General features: G+C 69.8%; 16 protein-coding genes. 9 read left to right on the plus strand and 7 right to left on the minus strand.

Translation table 11 applies throughout. From position 1 onward, the window contains the following. Positions 1-5 precede the first annotated feature (5 nt). Positions 6-836, minus strand: a complete 831-nt coding sequence (locus ABD333_RS26120; protein WP_344545062.1) for an MIP/aquaporin family protein — start codon at positions 834-836, stop codon at positions 6-8. A 283-nt stretch (positions 837-1,119) separates the two neighbouring features. Between ABD333_RS26120 and ABD333_RS26125 the strand changes: the two genes are divergently transcribed. Together ABD333_RS26125 and glpK are read left to right on the plus strand one after the other, a co-directional pair. After that, positions 1,120-1,890 carry an IclR family transcriptional regulator gene (locus tag ABD333_RS26125; protein WP_344545064.1) on the plus strand — a complete coding sequence of 257 codons (771 nt, stop codon included), beginning with the start codon at positions 1,120-1,122 and terminating at the stop codon, positions 1,888-1,890. 32 nt (positions 1,891-1,922) lie between these two features. Further along, on the plus strand, positions 1,923-3,434 hold the full coding sequence (gene glpK, locus ABD333_RS26130; protein ID WP_344545066.1) for a glycerol kinase GlpK: 1,512 nt from the start codon (positions 1,923-1,925) through the stop codon (positions 3,432-3,434). Positions 3,435-3,484: 50 nt separating this feature from the next. Here the strand turns inward: glpK and ABD333_RS26135 are convergent, their stop codons facing one another. Continuing rightward, complete coding sequence (locus ABD333_RS26135) at positions 3,485-5,137, minus strand: glycerol-3-phosphate dehydrogenase/oxidase (RefSeq protein ID WP_344545406.1); 1,653 nt, start codon at positions 5,135-5,137, stop codon at positions 3,485-3,487. A gap of 129 nt (positions 5,138-5,266) precedes the next feature. Between ABD333_RS26135 and ABD333_RS26140 the strand changes: the two genes are divergently transcribed. After that, positions 5,267-6,034: an IclR family transcriptional regulator gene (locus ABD333_RS26140; protein WP_344545068.1), complete on the plus strand. Its 768-nt coding sequence runs from the start codon at positions 5,267-5,269 to the stop codon at positions 6,032-6,034. Between the two features lie 23 nt (positions 6,035-6,057). Here the strand turns inward: ABD333_RS26140 and ABD333_RS26145 are convergent, their stop codons facing one another. Then, entirely contained in the window at positions 6,058-6,462 is a 405-nt protein-coding gene (locus ABD333_RS26145; protein WP_344545070.1) for an STAS domain-containing protein, read from the minus strand. 200 nt (positions 6,463-6,662) lie between these two features. Here ABD333_RS26145 and ABD333_RS26150 point away from each other — a divergent pair, with 200 nt between their 5' ends. After that, entirely contained in the window at positions 6,663-7,892 is a 1,230-nt protein-coding gene (locus ABD333_RS26150) for a lipase family protein (protein ID WP_344545072.1), read from the plus strand. Positions 7,893-7,932: 40 nt separating this feature from the next. Here the strand turns inward: ABD333_RS26150 and ABD333_RS26155 are convergent, their stop codons facing one another. Together ABD333_RS26155 and ABD333_RS26160 are read right to left on the minus strand one after the other, a co-directional pair. Next, positions 7,933-8,748: a transporter substrate-binding domain-containing protein gene (locus tag ABD333_RS26155; RefSeq protein WP_344545074.1), complete on the minus strand. Its 816-nt coding sequence runs from the start codon at positions 8,746-8,748 to the stop codon at positions 7,933-7,935. A gap of 75 nt (positions 8,749-8,823) precedes the next feature. Continuing rightward, on the minus strand, positions 8,824-9,510 hold the full coding sequence (locus ABD333_RS26160) for a TetR/AcrR family transcriptional regulator (RefSeq protein ID WP_344545076.1): 687 nt from the start codon (positions 9,508-9,510) through the stop codon (positions 8,824-8,826). Positions 9,511-9,655: 145 nt separating this feature from the next. Here ABD333_RS26160 and ABD333_RS26165 point away from each other — a divergent pair, with 145 nt between their 5' ends. From ABD333_RS26165 to ABD333_RS26180, 4 genes are all read left to right on the plus strand, one after another. Next, complete coding sequence (locus ABD333_RS26165; protein ID WP_344545078.1) at positions 9,656-10,624, plus strand: AurF N-oxygenase family protein; 969 nt, start codon at positions 9,656-9,658, stop codon at positions 10,622-10,624. 29 nt (positions 10,625-10,653) lie between these two features. Beyond that, positions 10,654-12,180 carry an FAD-dependent oxidoreductase gene (locus ABD333_RS26170; RefSeq protein ID WP_344545079.1) on the plus strand — a complete coding sequence of 509 codons (1,527 nt, stop codon included), beginning with the start codon at positions 10,654-10,656 and terminating at the stop codon, positions 12,178-12,180. A gap of 560 nt (positions 12,181-12,740) precedes the next feature. Continuing rightward, positions 12,741-13,298 (plus strand): RlpA-like double-psi beta-barrel domain-containing protein, encoded by a 558-nt coding sequence (locus ABD333_RS26175; protein WP_344545081.1) that lies wholly within the window; start codon positions 12,741-12,743, stop codon positions 13,296-13,298. Between the two features lie 95 nt (positions 13,299-13,393). Further along, a complete protein-coding gene (locus tag ABD333_RS26180; RefSeq protein WP_344545083.1) occupies positions 13,394-13,768 on the plus strand; it encodes a hypothetical protein in 375 nt (124 codons plus the stop codon). Between the two features lie 28 nt (positions 13,769-13,796). Here ABD333_RS26180 and ABD333_RS26185 read toward each other — a convergent pair whose 3' ends face one another. Then, positions 13,797-14,144, minus strand: coding sequence for a YciI family protein (locus ABD333_RS26185; protein WP_344545085.1), 348 nt, complete (start codon positions 14,142-14,144; stop codon positions 13,797-13,799). A gap of 213 nt (positions 14,145-14,357) precedes the next feature. Here ABD333_RS26185 and ABD333_RS26190 point away from each other — a divergent pair, with 213 nt between their 5' ends. After that, positions 14,358-14,807: an NUDIX hydrolase gene (locus tag ABD333_RS26190; RefSeq protein ID WP_344545087.1), complete on the plus strand. Its 450-nt coding sequence runs from the start codon at positions 14,358-14,360 to the stop codon at positions 14,805-14,807. 584 nt (positions 14,808-15,391) lie between these two features. Here ABD333_RS26190 and ABD333_RS26195 read toward each other — a convergent pair. Beyond that, positions 15,392-16,210, minus strand: a complete 819-nt coding sequence (locus tag ABD333_RS26195) for a hypothetical protein (RefSeq protein ID WP_344545088.1) — start codon at positions 16,208-16,210, stop codon at positions 15,392-15,394. Positions 16,211-16,231 lie beyond the last annotated feature (21 nt).

The following is a 16,231-nucleotide window of genomic DNA, read 5'->3' on the forward strand; positions in this document are numbered from 1 at the left end:
CTGGTTCAGGCGGTCTTGGCCGCGGGCTCGGCGGGGACGGGCGCCGCCGGCTCCGGCTCCGGCTCGTCGGGCAGGAAGCGGCCGATGAGCGCCTGGTAGAGGCCCGCGCCGACCAGGGCCCCGATCAGCGGGCCGACGATGGGCACCCAGAAGTACAGTTCGCCGTACTGGTCTCGCCAGGCGCCCCCGTACCCGGTGATGAACGAGGCGAGCCGCGGCCCGAAGTCGCGCGCCGGGTTGATGGCGTAGCCGGCGTCGGTGCCCCATGCCATCCCGATCGCCACCACGACCAGGCCGATGAGGAACGGGGTGAGGTTGGCGAGCGGCGGCGAGTTGCGCAGGTCGGTGAGAACGAGGATCAGGAAGAGGAGGATGGCCGTGCCGATGATCTGGTCGCGCAGCGCGCCCCAGGTGTGGACGGGCAGCGTGCCGTTGCCGGGCAGGGTGGAGAAGACGCCCTGGGTCTTGATGGTGTGGCCGGGGTCGACCTTGGCGAGCACCTCGGTGTAGTTCCACCGGACGATGAGCGCGGCGACGAACGCGCCCGCGGTCTGGGCCAGCATGTACGGCAGCACCTTGCGCCACGAGAAGCCCTTGAAGACCGCCAGCGCGAACGTGACCGCCGGATTGAGATGCGCGCCGCTGAGCCGGCCCGCGACGTACACGCCGAGCGTGACGCCGAGGCCCCAGGCCCACGCGATGCTGTCGTGGTCGCCGATCCCGCCCGCCGCGACCTGTGCCACGACACCGACTCCGAACAGGATGAGGATCATCGTCCCGGCGAACTCGGCGGCGAGTTCCGCCGCGGGCCCCGGGATCTTCGGTCGCTCCGCCATGCTTCCTCCTCGACGTGACGGTCCCCGGCGCCGCACGCCGGGCGACCGGTCCGTGAGGTGGGGTGATCTGCCTCACGGCCGCACCCGGACGTTAGGTCGCCCCCTGGAGCCGGTCAAGGAACGAGTGTCGGCATTGTCGAACAAAGATCATCCGAGTATCACTTACCGAGACTGTTGTGGTGACCCACCTCACAGCTCAACGAACATTCGGGTCCCTTGTCTCGCTCCTGCCGGATGAATGCCGACATTGTCGAATGAACTTTGACGTGGTTAGGTGGGCGGCGTGCCGGGACCCGTGCAGTCGATCGAACGGGCGGCAGCCATCCTGCGGCTGCTCGCCCGCGGTTCCGGACGCCACAGCCTCGGTGAGGTCGCGGGCTCGCTGGGGCTGGCCCGCGGTACCGCCCACGGCATCCTGCGCACCCTGCAGGGAGTCGGCTTCGTCGAGCAGGACGAGGCCACCGGCAAGTACCAGCTCGGCGCCGCCCTGCTGCACCTGGGCACGAGCTACCTGGACGTCAACGAGCTGCGCTCCCGCGCGATCAACTGGGCGGACGCGCTGGCGGCGCGCAGCGGCGAGGCGGTCCGGATCGGCACGTCGCTGGACGGCCAGGTCCTGGTGGTGCACCACGTGTTCCGCCCGGACGACACCCTGCAGGCGCTCGACGTCGGCACGCTCGTTCCGCTGCACGCGACGGCGCTCGGCAAGGTCCTGCTCGCGTACGACACGAGCGTCGCGGCGGAGCTCGCGGCGAAGCCGGAGCTCACCGCCTACAGCCGGCACACGATCACCTCGCCGCCCGTCCTGACCCGGGCACTGAAAGAGATCCGGGACCGCGGGTGGGCGGCCGAGGCCGAGGAGTTCACCGTCGGCGACGCCGGCGTGGCCGCGCCGATCCGCGGTCACGGCGGCCTGGTGGTCGGTGCCATCGGCATCTCGGGGGCGGTGGAGCGGATCTGCGACGTCCGCGGCCGTCCCCAACCGAAACTGGTGACCTTCGTGCGCGACGCCGCGCGCGCGGTCTCCCGAGACCTCGGAGCCTCCCGGTGGTGAAGCCCACCTACCCTATGTGGGAGTAGGAATCCATGACAGAGCGTTACGTGATGGCCATCGACCAGGGCACCACCTCGACCCGGTGCATCCTGTTCGACCACAGCGGCCGGCTCGTGTCGGTCACCCAGCGCGAGCACAAGCAGCACTTCCCGCGGCCCGGCTGGGTGGAGCACGACGCCATGGAGATCTGGCGCAACGTCGAGCGCATCGCGCCCGAGGCCATCGCGCAGGCCGGCGCCACCCCGGACCAGGTCGCCGCGATCGGCATCGCCAACCAGCGCGAGACGACCCTGCTGTGGGACCGCCGCACCGGCGAGCCGATCGGCCGCGCGATCGTCTGGCAGGACACCCGCACCGACGCCCTGGTCGAGGAGATGGCCGCCGAGCCGTTCGCCGAGGAGATCCACCGCCGATGCGGCATCCCCGTGGCGACCTACTTCTCCGCCCCGCGCATCCGCTGGTTCCTGGACAACACTCCGGACCTGCGGGAACGGGCCGAACGCGGGGACGTGCTGTTCGGCACGATGGAGAGCTGGCTGATCTGGAACCTGACCGGCGGCCCGGACGGCGGCCGTCACCTCACCGACGTCACCAACGCCAGCCGCACCCTGCTGATGGATCTGGCGACGCTCGCCTGGGACGACGAACTGCTGGCCTACTTCGGTGTCCCGCGCGCCATGCTGCCCGAGATCTGGCCCTCCACGGCCGTCTACGGCACCGCCACCCGGGTCGTGCCGGGCGTACGGATCGCCGCGGCGCTCGGTGACCAGCAGGCCGCGCTGTTCGGGCAGACGAGCTTCGCCCCCGGCGAGGCCAAGTGCACCTACGGAACGGGCAGCTTCCTGCTCCTCAACACCGGCACCGAACCGGTCGTTTCGACGCACGGGCTGCTCACCACGGTCGGCTACCAGATCGGCGACGAGCCCGCCGTGTACGCGCTGGAGGGCTCCATCGCCATCACCGGCGCCCTGGTCCAGTGGTTCCGGGACGGGCTGGGCCTGATCGCCACCGCCCCCGAGATCGAGACCCTGGCCCGCACGGTCGACGACAACGGCGGCTGTTACATCGTTCCCGCGTTCTCCGGGCTGTTCGCGCCGCACTGGCGCAGCGAGGCGCGCGGCATCATCGTCGGCCTCACCTCCTACATCACCAAGGGGCATCTGGCCCGCGCCGTGCTGGAGGCGACCGGCTGGCAGACGCGCGAGGTCGTCGACGCCATGAACGCCGACTCCGGCATCGCCCTCAAGTCGCTCAAGGTCGACGGCGGGATGACCGCCGACAACCTGCTCATGCAGTTCATCGCCGACGTCCTCGACGTCCCGGTGGTGCGGCCGATGGCGGCCGAGACGGTCTCGCTCGGCGCCGCGTACGCGGCGGGCCTGGCGGTCGGCTACTGGCCCGACCTGGAAGGACTGCGCCGCAACTGGCACCGGGCCGGCCAGTGGCTGCCCGCGATGGACCCCGGGCACCGGGAGACCGAGTACGACAACTGGCGCCGGGCGGTCGAGCGCACCTTCGACTGGATCAGGCCCGGCAAGCACTAGCGCGGCGAGTCGTCCACCCATGGACGGTGGACGACTCGACGGCGGACGGGCTAGGCGACCTTCTGGCCGCCGGCCCGCATGGTCACCGCGGCCTGGTCGTCGGGCTCTTCCTCGGCGCGGCGGTCGGCCTCCACCTGCCGGACGTAGGCGGCGGCCTCGTCGGCGATCCGCTGCGCGTCCCAGCCGTGAACGCCGCCGATCAGGGACGCGGTCACCTCGGCGGACGCGGTGCCCCGGTCGCGGGACTCGATGGAGACGCGCGTCCGGCGGGCGAGCACGTCCTCGACGTCGCGCGCGCCCTCGTGCGTGGCCGCGTAGACGACCTCAGCCCGCAGGTAGGCGTCGCCGCTCGGCAACGGCTCGGCCAGCGACGGGTCGGCGGCGATGAACTCCAGCACCTCGTCGACCAGCGTGCCGTACCGCCGCAGGAGCTGCGCGATCCGGCGCACCGGGAGGCCGGCCTGCCGGGCGAGGGCCTCCCGGCGGTTCCACACCGCCTTGAAGCCGTCCGCGCCGACCAGCGGCACGTCCTCGGTGACCGACTCCGGCACGTCCTCGTCGCCGAGTCCGCGCACGGCCTCGTCGACAGCGTCCTTGGCCATCACGCGGTAGGTGGTGTACTTGCCGCCCGCGACGACGACGAGCCCGGGCACGGGCGTGCCGACGAGGTGCTCGCGCGACAGCTTGGCGGTCTGGTCGGAGGCGCCGGACAGCAGCGGCCGCAGCCCCGCGTACACGCCCTCGATGTCGTCCTTGGTCAGGGGATCGGCCAGCACGCGGTTGGCGTGCTCCAGCAGGTAGTCGATGTCGGCGGCGGTGGCGGTGGGGTGGTCCTTGTCCAGGTCCCAGTCGGTGTCGGTGGTCCCGACGATCCAGTGCCGCGCCCACGGGATGACGAACAGCACGCTCTTCTCGGTGCGCAGGATCAGCCCGCTGGTCGAGTCGATGCGGTCGCGCGGCACGAGCAGGTGAACGCCCTTGGACGCGCGGACGTGGACGCTGGCGGCCTCGGCCAGCGCCTGGGTCTCGTCGGTCCACACCCCGGTGGCGCCGATGACCTGCCGGGCCCGTACCTCGAACTCCTCGCCGGACTCCTGGTCGGTCACGACCGCGCCGACGACGCGTTCACCGTCGCGCAGGTAGCGCACGACGCGGGCGCGGTTGGCGACGAGGGCGCCGTAGGACGCCGCGGTGCGCACCAGCGACATGGTGTGCCGGGCGTCGTCGACCTGCGCGTCCCAGTACTGGACGGCGCCGACGAGGGAGTCGGGGTCGAGGCCGGGGGCGACCTTGAGCGCCCCCTTCTTGGACAGGTGGCGGTGGTGCGGCATGCCCCGCGAGATCCGCCCGGAGGCGCTCATCGTGTCGTACAGCAGAACGCCCGCCCCGACGTAGGGGCGCTCCCAGACACGGTGGGTCAGCGGATAGAGGAAGGGCACCGGCCGGACGAGATGCGGGGCGAGCCGCTGGACCATCAGGCCGCGTTCGCGCAGCGCCTCGTGCACCAGGGCGAAGTCCATCATCTCCAGGTAGCGCAGGCCACCGTGGATCAGCTTGCTGGCCCGGCTCGACGTGCCCGAGGCCCAGTCACGGGCCTCGACCAGCCCGACGTTCAGCCCCCGGGTCGCGGCGTCCACCGCCGACCCCGCGCCGACCACCCCGCCTCCGACGACCAGGACGTCGAGCTCCTGGCCCGACCCCATCTCACGTAGCGCTCGCGTCCGCTGGGCGGGCGACAGTTCGACCGGCTTCACCGTTCAGCTCCTCGTGCTCGGGGACGCTGTTGAATTGAGTATGACAATGTCGAACAATGTACACGCTACGCTATGGGGATGCCAGGGAGAATCCAATCGGTGGAACGGGCCGCGATGATCTTGCGGCTGCTCGCGTCCGGTCCCCGGCAACTGGGTGTGGTGGAGCTGGCCGAGGCCATGCAGCTGCCCAAGGCCACCGTCCACGGCATCCTGCAGACGCTGCAGCACGTCGGCTTCGTCGAGCAGGACAGGTCCGGCGGCAAGTACCGCCTCGGCGCCACCCTGCTCCACCTCGGCAACAGCTACCTGGACGTCAACGAGCTGCGGACCCGGGCGATCAACTGGGCCGACTCCCTGGCCTCACGCGCGCGTGAGAGCGTCCGGATCGGATCGCTCCACGAGGGCCAGGTGCTGATCGTCCACCATGTCTTCCGCCCCGACGACAGCCTGCAGACACTGGATGTGGGCGAGCTGCTGCCCATCCACGCCACCGCGCTCGGCAAGGTGCTCCTGGCGTTCGACCTGCAGTACGACGCGTTGCTGGCCGACGTCGACACCAAGAGCTACACCCGCAACACGATCGCGTCCAAGGACGATCTGGCCGCCGACCTCGACCAGGTCAGGGCGCGGGGCTGGGCCGCCGACATCGAGGAGCTCGTCCAGGGCGAGGTCTCCATCGCCGCGCCGATCCGTGACGACCGGACGGTCGTGGTCGGCGCGATCGGCATCTCCGGGGCGATCGAGCGGCTCTGCGACGCGGGCGGGCGTCCCCATGTCGAGTTGGTGGCCGCGGTGCGCGACGCCGCACGCGCCGTGTCCCGCGACCTTGGCGCACGCCGCTGGTGAGTGTTCGACAATGTCGAACGGCGTCAGGCGTGTTCTCCGGGCTTGAAGGCCAGCCGGCTCTGCCCGGTCTCCAGCCAGTCCACCGCGCTGTCGACGTCCGAGCGCACGAACATCTCCTGTTGCAGCCCGGTCATCGTGAAGACGTTCTCGACCCGGCCATGGAGCCCCGTCACCACCAGTGAGATCCCGCGCATGCGGGTCTCGCGGATGACGCGCGCGAACACGCGCAGCCCGGCGGAGTCGCAGAAGTTCACCGCGGCCATGTTCACGATCAACGCGACCCGGGTCAGCTCCAGCGCCTCGGTCAGCCGCTCGGCGAGCCGCTCGTGCGAACCGAAGTCGATCGCCCCCCCGACCGTCACCACCGCGTAGACCGAGAGCCGGTCGACCTGCACCGACATGCCGCCGGACGGCCCCTGGTGTGTCACGGTCCGACCCTGTCACACCCGGAGATCGCATGGCTAGCCGACCCCGCTCCCACCGGCTATGACGGTCGTCACCGCCGCACCGGTTTGTCAGTGATCTGTGGGTTGGGAAGGCGGGATGTGAGGACGCGGGTCTAGACCGGAGGATCGCGGCACGCCAGAGTTCAGGCGTCGAGACCGGATTCCCGCCCCTGGAGCCCCCGATGCGTGCTGTCCCGTTCCTCCGCCGGAGTGCGTCCGCGCTGCCGGTGGCCGCCCTGCTCGCGACCGTGCTCGCGGCGCCCGCCCACGCCGCCGGCCCGCCGCCGCCCGGGTCGGTCCCGCCCGACCAGGACCCGTTCTACGCCGCGCCCGCCGACATCGGCTCCTACCGGGCCGGCCAGATCGTGGGCAGCCGGAAGATCACGCCGAAGGTCGGCGACCTGGACTCCAAGGCCGACGTCTGGCAGCTCTCGTACCGCAGCAACGACTCGCATCTGGCGCCGCAGCTCGTGGTCACCAGCCTCATCGTGCCGAAGAAGGCCTGGACGGGGAACGGGGCGCGGCCCGTCGTGTCGGTGCAGGCCGCCGAGGACGCCACCGGCACCCAGTGCGCGCCGTCCTACGGGCTGACGTCCGGCAGCACGATCGCCGCGTGGTCCGCCGTGTGGTCCACGAAGCTGCTCGACAAGGGCTGGGCCGTCGCGCTGCCGGACCACGAGGGGCCCAAGTCGGTGTTCATGGCGGGGCCGCAGGCGGCGCACGCCGTGCTGGACGGCATCCGCGCGGTCAAGGACTTCACCGGCGCGCCGGGAATCGGCAAGGACAACCCCTGGACGCTCAACGGTTACTCCGGCGGAGCGCAGGCCACCGGCTGGGCCGCGCAGACGCAGCCGTCCTACGCGCCGGACGTCGAGCTCAAGGGCGCCGCCATGGGCGGAACCCCGGCCGATCCCGAGGCCGTGGCCCGCTTCCTCGACGGCGGCCCGTTCTCCGGCTTCGAGGCCGCCGCCGCTGCCAGCCTCGCCACCGAGTTCCCCGAGATGAACATCGACGCGATCATGAACGAGGCGGGCCGCAAGGCCATCGCCCAGGCCCGCGGCAAGTGCCTGACCGAGATCCTGGGAGCGTTCGCCTTCAAGAAGCTGTCGCAGTACAGCACCGTGCCCGACCCGCTGTCGGCCCCGACGGTCAGGCCCGTGCTCAAGCTCAACACGATGGGCGCCGCGGCCCCCACCACGCCGATCTTCAACTACCACGCCAACACCGACGAGATCGTTCCTGTCCGCCAGGCCGACAAGCTCGTCAAGGACTGGTGCGCGAAGGGCGCCAGGGTGCACACCGTCCGGTCGTGGATCGGCGAACACGCCCTGGAGATGCTGTTCAAGAACGGCGAGGTCATGACGTTCCTGGCCGACCGCTACGCGGGAAAGCCCGCCAAGAACACCTGCTGAGCCGGTATCAGTGACGGCCCCGCTCCCCGCGGCGGGGCCGTCACAGACAGCCCTCGAACTCCGGGACCTCGATGACCGACAGGTCCAGCCCCGCTCCCCCGAACCACTTGCGCATCAGCTTGGCCATCGTGCCGTCCTGGTACATCTGGGTGATGGCCTTGTTGACGGCCTCGCAGCCATCGGTGTCGTCGCGGCGCATCCCGATCCCGGTGCGCTGTTCCCCGAACTTCGCGTTCAGCAGGCGGAAGTCCTGGCCCTGCCGCAGCTTGATGCCCGCCAGGATCGTGTCGTTCGTAGTGATGGCGTCGATGTTCCGGCTCCGCAGCATGGCCGCGCACTCGTCGTAGGACCGCGCGGACACCTGCTCGGCGGCGACGCCGCGTTCCTTGGTCACCTGGTCGGCGGCCCCGGCTCCCCGGACGGCACAGATCCTGCGGCCCTTGAGGTCCCGCACACCGCGGATCGCGCGTTCGTCGGCGCGGACGAGGATGTCCTGGTACGAGGGGTAGTAGGGGCCGGCGAACGTGAGCCGCAGCTTCCAGTCGGGCCGCACCCAGAACGTGAGCACCAGGTCGGCGCGCCGCTCCAGCAGCAGCCGCTCACGGTCGGCGGCGAACGACTGGACGAACTCCACCCGCTTGCCGAGCCGCGCGCCCACCTGCCGGGCCACATCGACGTCGAACCCCGCGAACGCGCCGTCGTGGCCCTTCAGCCCGATCCCCGGCAGGTCCGGCCGCACCCCGGCGACCAGCGTGTCCTTGTCCATGATCGACGACTCGTCCGCGCCACCGCACCCGGCGAGCGCCGCGCACGCCACCATCGCCACGACGACCAGCGCGTTAGACGAAAACCTCATCGAGCCGCCTTCCGATACCGGCCGGCGTGCCACCGGCACCGAGAATTCTCCCCGATCAAGGCACGCCCCGGCGAGTCACTCTTCGGCTGGTGGCTGTGGTGGTGTGGTGCGGAGGTCGGCTACGGCTGTGAGGGCGAAGTCGAGGTAGGTGCGCAGGGTGGCGGGGTCGTCCAGGTCCAGCGGGCCTCGGATCAGGATGAGGGAGACCGCGACGCGGAAGAGGGCGTCGATGAGGAGCGGGAGGTCCACGGGTGGGATGCGGCCGGTGTCGATGTGCTCCTGGGCCAGTGGCGTGAGCAGCGTCGAGATCCGTTCGATGGTCTCGCCGGCGTTGACCGTGAAGACCGGGAGGATGATCTCGGGGATGTCGCGCAGGGCGGCCTGCAAAAGTGGGTGGGACCGGCCGTAGCCGACGATGAACACCAGCACGTCGACCAGGTCGTCGCCCGACCAGCCCGCGTCGCGCAGGCGGGGGATCAGCTCCTCGGCGAACGTCGTGATCTCGCGGCGGACCAGCGCCTCGCGGATGTCGTCGACGTTGCCGCCGTACTTGTAGAGGGTGGGGCGCGAGATCCCGGCGCGGCGGGCGATGGCCGACAGCAGGCGGCCGTTGGCGAAGCCGCCGTCGACCAGGCACTCGGCGGCGGCGTCGAGGATCAGGTCGTGGATCTCCTCGGCGGTGCGGCCCGCGGTGGTGCCCCGGGACCGGCGGGGCACGGCGGCCCGGTCCGGTGCGGCGGTCACGAGGTTCCCTGCTGTCATGCGCCTTCCCGGCGGCGGTGTATGGCGCATCCCACTATAGGAGCCATCGACCTTGACCAAGGGGTCACTTACTATTTACAGTCCAGGGCGCAATCGTAAATCATTCCGCGCCGCGGTGACGCGGAACCCCCGGAGGTGGCCACGCATGATCATCGACCAGGAGTACCGGGACCTGCTGCGAACCCTGTCCGAGGGTTCGGTCGCGCGCCGCTTCGACCCCTACCTCGACATCGACTGGGACTCCCCGGAGTTCCAGATCGACCCGAAGGACCCGCGGTGGATCCTGCCGGACGACGTCGACCCGCTCGGCGCGCACCCCTGGTACCAGGCGCAGCCAGAGGAGCGGAAGATCGCGATCGGGCTGTGGCGGGTGGCCAACATCCAGAAGGTCGGCCTGCAGTTCGAGAGCGTCCTGATCCGCGGGATGATGCAGTACGCGATGCGGATGCCGAACCAGTCGCCGGAGTTCCGCTACTGCCTCCACGAGATGACCGAGGAGTGCAACCACATCCAGATGTTCCAGGAGCTGGTCAACCGGACCGGCGTCGACGCGCCGGGGATGCGCGCGGACTACCGCGCCACCTCGCACTTCTGGCATCTGGCCGCGTACGCCCCGATCCTGTTCTTCATCGGCATCCTGGCGGGCGAGGAGCCGATCGACCACTTCCAGAAGGACGTCATCCGGCGCGGCGACGACCGTCCCCCGGCGCTGCTGCGCACGATGCAGATCCACATCGCCGAGGAGGCGCGGCACATCTCGTTCGCGCACCGCTTCCTCACCGAGCGCGTCAAGCGGCAGAGCAGGGCGGGCCGCGCGGTCACCTCGCTGGCCTACCCGATCGTCATGCGCTGGCTGGCCGGGGCGATCATGGCGCCGCCGCGCGACATGGCCAAGGAGTTCGACATCCCGCGCCAGGTGATGCGCGAGGCGTTCTGGCGCAACCCCAAGTCGCGGGAGCTGATGCGCAACTACTTCGGCGACGTGCGCATGCTCGCCGAAGAGCTCGGCCTGATGAACCCGGCCGCCCGCAAGGTGTGGAAGGCGCTCGGCATCGACGGCGACGTGTCCCGCTACCGCGGTGAGCCGCACCGCGTGGCCCAGCGCGCGTCCTGACATCCCGAGCACGAAGAGAGAACCCCCCGATGCCCCACGTGGTCACGCAGTCCTGCTGCAACGACGCGTCCTGCGTCCATGCCTGCCCGGTGAACTGCATCCACCCCACGCCGGACGAGCCGGACTTCGCCACCGCGGAGATGCTCTACATCGACCCGCGGACGTGCGTCGACTGCGGGGCCTGCGTGAGCGCGTGCCCGGTCGGGGCGATCGTGCCGCAGCACCGGCTCGGTGACGCCCAGCTGCCCTTCCTGGAGATCAACGCCGACTTCTACGGCGGTGCGCCGCGCGGCGAGCAGCCGATCCTGGCGAAGGTCCCGCCGCCGCTGACGGTCGTCCAGCGGCCGGTGCCGCCGCGCGTGGCGATCGTCGGGTCCGGCCCCGCCGCGATGTACGCCGCCGACGAGGTCCTGACGGTCCCCGGCGCGCGCGTGGACGTGTACGAGAAGCTGCCGGTGCCGTACGGCCTGGCACGAGCGGGCGTGGCCCCCGACCATCAGTCCACCCGCCGCGTCGTCACGCAGTTCGACACGATCGCGGCCCAGCCCGGTTTCCACCTGCACGCGGGCGTGGAGGTCGGCCGGGACATCTCCCACGAGGAACTGCTGCGCCACCACCACGCGGTCGTCTACGCGGTGGGCGCGTCGTCGGACCGCCGGCTGGAGGTCGAGGGCGCGGAACGCGCGGTGTCGGCGACGGAGTTCGTCGCCTGGTACAACGGCCACCCCGATCACGCGCACCGCACGTTCGACCTGTCGCACCGCCGCGCCGTGGTGATCGGCAACGGCAACGTCGCCCTCGACGTCGCCCGGGTCCTGATCCGTGACCCCGGTTCCCTGGCCGCCACCGACATCTCTCCGGCCGCCCTGGCCGCGCTGCGCGGCAGCGGGATCGAAGAGGTCATGGTGGTCGGGCGGCGGGGTCCGGCGCACTCGGCGTTCACGCTGCCCGAGCTGGTGGGCCTGGCGAACACGCCGGGCCTGGCGGTCTCGGCCGCCGAGGACGAGCTGGACCTGACCGGCGCCGACGAGTCCGACCACGCCCTGCGCCACAAACTGCGCCTGCTGCGCGAGCTCGCTCGCCGTGACGTCTCGGGAGCCGCCCGCCGCATCACGTTGCGGTACCTGCTGACCCCCGAACGCCTCACCGGCGACGGCGTCGACTTCGCCCGCAACACGTTGCGCGTGGACGACGGCCGGGTGTCGGCCGTCGCGACCGGCGAGGTCGAGCACGTCGAGGCGGGCCTGGTGCTGACGTCCATCGGCTACCGGGCGCTGCCGGTCCCGGGCCTGCCGTTCGACGAGGCGTCGGGCACCGTCCCGCACACCGCCGGACGCGTCGCCGGCCTGGCCGGAAGCTACGTCGCCGGCTGGATCAAGCGCGGCCCGACCGGCTTCATCGGCACGAACAAGTCCTGCGCGCGCGAGACCGTCTCCACCCTCATCCAGGACTACAACGAAGGGCGCCTCACCGATCCGTCCGCCGACGCGGCGGACCTGGAGTCGCTGCTGCGCTCCCGCCGCCCCGACGCGGTCCTCGGCGCCGCCTACGCCTGACCCGGCCGGCGGTGTGGCCTAGATCAGTACGGAACGCGCAATCGAGACGCCTTCGAAGCGGTGAACACCTACGACTGCCGCTGACGGCCAATACCGTTCACACCCTATTTGTAATTACCTATATGTGTTCGAGTGCGCTTTCTGCGTCCCCATGAACGGGTCAAGTCAGGGGCAAAGCGGGGGAACATCCCACTGCACCCATGCGCTGTACAAGGGGTGGACGTAAGGTTCAGGCACCGGTCAAGAGATTGACAAAGGCCGGGAACAGATTCGGACAGCGATTTGCTATACAAGTCCGGACGCTGGAGAGAACCGCGTTCGAGGTAGGCCGGGATCTTTTGATCTCCGCTTAGCCGCCGCCCTCCTGCCGGCCAGGCAGGACCCCCCTGTGCCGGGATTCGTGGCCGTCCCATGCAGCGGCCCACCGCGCACATGCCCTCCGCTCTGACGCGGATTCGGCGGCGGTATTCCCCGCATCACCATGCCCGTCCAGGTTCACGGCTGCGCCGTGCGCCGGGCGTGGGATCGGCAGCCCTGTTTTCCCAAGGAAGGACGTTCCCATGCGTAAGCGTGCGCTTAATCATGCCCTGACCGCCCTCACCGGTACCGCCATGGCCGGAATCGTGGTCGCCGGCGTGGCGGCCGCCTCCACCGAGGTCCCCGAGCAGACGGCCGCTCACCAGGCCGCCGCCGTGCAGCCGCACAAGAGCAAGGCCAAGAAGACCAAGTCCCTGTACACCGGTACGACCACCGCGTCCTACTTCTGGGACGACGGCTCGGGTGTGAACGGTGACACCGGCGCCCCGGCGGGTGGCAAGCCGATGCAGAAGGGCCTGTTCGCCTCGCCGTCGTGGCCGCTGCACACCAAGGTGAAGGTGACCTACAACGGTCGCAGCGTGACCGGGTTCGTCGGTGACCGCGGCCCTGGTGAGCCCTCGCACCGCGGTGTGATGCTCGACCTGGACACCTACACCTTCCGGTACCTCCTGGACGGTAAGAAGCCGGCCAGCAACTACGACACCGGCAGTGACGCCGGCCACATCAAGGGCGCCAAGTACGAGGTGCTGTCCTGGGGTACGGGCGCGGGCGAGCGCGGCGCCCCCCAGCCCCTGGGATGACCAAGGATTCCTGACTTCCGGCCGGGCTGCCGGATGCATGGGAACAGGGAACGCCCCGGCGATCATCGCCGGGGCGTTCCCGTACATTGGGGTGCGTGGTGGAGTTCCGACTCGACGGACGGCGGGTGTCCCTTGCCGCCCTGGAGTCGGGGTCGAGCGAGTTCCAGGTGCTGGTGGACGGCGTTCCGGTGCCCATGGACGTGGCCAGGACCGCGACGTACACCGGCAACGTCGGAACGCACACCCGGGAGGTCGAGCCCCGGCACCCCGCCCCGTCGATCCGTATCGAGGGCGATCCGCAGGAGCCCGACATCCGGGGCTCCCGTACCGTCTCCATCTACTTTCAGCAGCCCACCGGGTACGTCTACAACACGTCGGTGTGGCGCAGCGAGTCGGTGCGGCTGACGTTCGCGAGCGACTTCTCCCGCGTCGCCATCGACTGCGATCAGGCGATCGACACCTCGACCTGACCACCCCGCGCGGTCCTGCCGTCGAGGGTCATCCCTGCGTCCAGATCGGGCGAATCTCAATCGTTTCCGGAGTGGGCCACGATGAGGCGGCCTTGACCGCCTCTTCCATGGTCGCCGCTTCGATGACCGCATAGCCGCCGAGAGTCTCGTGTTCACCGGCGAACGGCTCATGGACGACCGAGACCTCACGGTTCGCGGTTTTGCGGACGGTCACCGGAGGAACCGATTCGGTCTCGAACGCCTGACCATCCACCAGAATCCCGGCTTGGCCCTGCTCGACCATCCAATCGGCAATGGCCTGACGATGGCCGGCCCGGTCGCGCCCAATGGCGCGCCGCGACTCGTCCGTTTCGATGATGACAAGCGCGTACTTCATGCTGGACTTCCGATGCGGTGAACGCGGAACGGCGTGACGAACGCGCCGCCTCTGCCACGTTCGATTTTGCCAGCGTGGATTTCGTCCCGGCAACGCTCGTTCGATGCGAAGAACGTGTCGTTCGATGCCGTCCTGGTTATCCCCTGAAGCCCTCAAAACCCGGGCACGGATACGATCCAGCTTGGCCGCATGCGCGAAGCGGGAGAGGCATCGATGACGAAGAAGACCGTCACGGACAAGGTGCTGTGTTACATCGTCGGTGACGGACGGTTGCTGGTCTTCCGGCACACGGACTTCAGCTATGAGCAGGTCGGGATTCAGGTCCCGGCCGGGAGTATCCGACCGGGGGAGACACCCGAGGAAGCCGCCCTGCGCGAAGCGCGGGAGGAGACGGGCTTCACCCGGTTCACGATCGTTCGGAAGCTGGGCGAGGCTCTCTACGACATCAGCCCCTACAGATTCGAGATCCAGCGCCGCCACGTCTTCCAACTGGAGCTCACCGAGCCCACCCCAGAACGATGGGCCGGCCAAGAGCGCCACGACGGCCAGCGAGAGCCCACGAACCTCGAATGCTTCTGGATCCCGCTGGAAGCCGGTCACGTCCTCCAATCCGGCCAAGGCGCACTGCTCGGCGCGCTCGACGTCGTTCAGAACGGCCGCTAGCGCTGCCGCCCGTGTGCGAGGACGGGAGCCGGGGCCGTGGTCATCGAGTCGTCGGCCGGGCGGGACCATGTCTCATCAAGCGCTCACGGTGGCAGGCGAGCGTGTTCCATGTCCTTGCCCAGGTCACGCAGTACCGTCAGCTCGTCCATGGCCGTTCTCCTCGCTCGGCAGGTTCAGGGCGGCGCGCAGCTGGCCGCAGGCGCGGCTGAGCTCAGCGTCGTTGGGCGCGAACGCGACGCCTCGCCATCGCACTCTGATCGGTTTGGGCCGACGGCCGTTGCAACGGAGAGTCACGGCACGCGCCTCCGAGACGCTGCGCAAATGTTTCGTGTCTCGTAAGGATTTTGCTCAAATGGTGCGTGACCCCAGGCGGTTAGATCCAGATAGATCCGTTCATCCCAAGGAGGTGCCATGGCCGGGCGCACGGAGCGTCATCAGGCTAGCCCTGACGAGTGGCCGGCAGCGGCTTCAGCCGTGCACCGGATACTGCTCACGCTACGCGCGCCGCGCTTCATGGCCGACTACTCGGCCGCGCTCCTGGCCGCCCATCTCACACAGCGCCGACGTCCACGCGAGAAATGAACCTACAGGTCATGGCCTCCTGGAGACTCCTCGCCGTGCTCCACCTGGGCGAGGGCGATGCGTTGCCACGCCGCTTCCCACTCGCTCAGCTCGTCACGGTGAGCGCCGCATGCGGTGAGGAACGACATGGCCAGGTCCAGGCTGGGCAACGTGGGGCGATTCTTCAGGCTGGAGAACGTGGTGTGGGCGTATCTGTTGCCGACGGCGGCCGACATCTTGCGGTAGGAGGGGTTGCCCTTGCAGACGCGGAAGTAGAACATCGCGGCGATGTACTGCTCTGGTGTGGCCGCGCTACACGGATCAGCGCGTCGCCTGCGGCTGTCGTTACCGTTGCGCGGCCGGGGAACGTGCGCGGCGGTGTCGCCGAGGCCTTGGGCGCTCTCATCGTCAGACCGTGGGGCCGGTGTGCCGGGCTTGGGCGGTTGGCCTTGGTCCTGAGCGGAGCGGTGCCGGGGATGTTCGCGGCGTGGGAACTCGGCGAACAGTTGCCCGGCCACCTCGACGGAGGCGGGGTCGGCGCCGCAGTCGACGAGCAGGGACTCCAGGACGTCCCAGCGGAACCCGAACTCCACGTCTCCGTGCAGGAACTCCTTGGCCTTGGCGGCACTGAGGTTGCGGCGGCGGGCCAGTTCGACGACCTCGTCCTGTTCGAGGCCTCCTTTCAGCAGCACATCGAGGATGACCAGTTTGAGCTTGTCCTGCTCACGTCCCGGACCGGGGTAGGCAAGCTCCAGGTGTCGCTCCAGCTTGGCTTTGGTGGGCACTGAACGGCTCTTGCGCTTCCAGAACCGCAGTTTTCCGCGCTTGCTCTTGTCGCCCATGGCAGGTCCGATTCAGATGGT

The sequence above is a fragment of the Actinomadura fulvescens genome (genome assembly GCF_039533225.1).
GTDB lineage: Bacteria > Actinomycetota > Actinomycetes > Streptosporangiales > Streptosporangiaceae > Spirillospora > Spirillospora fulvescens.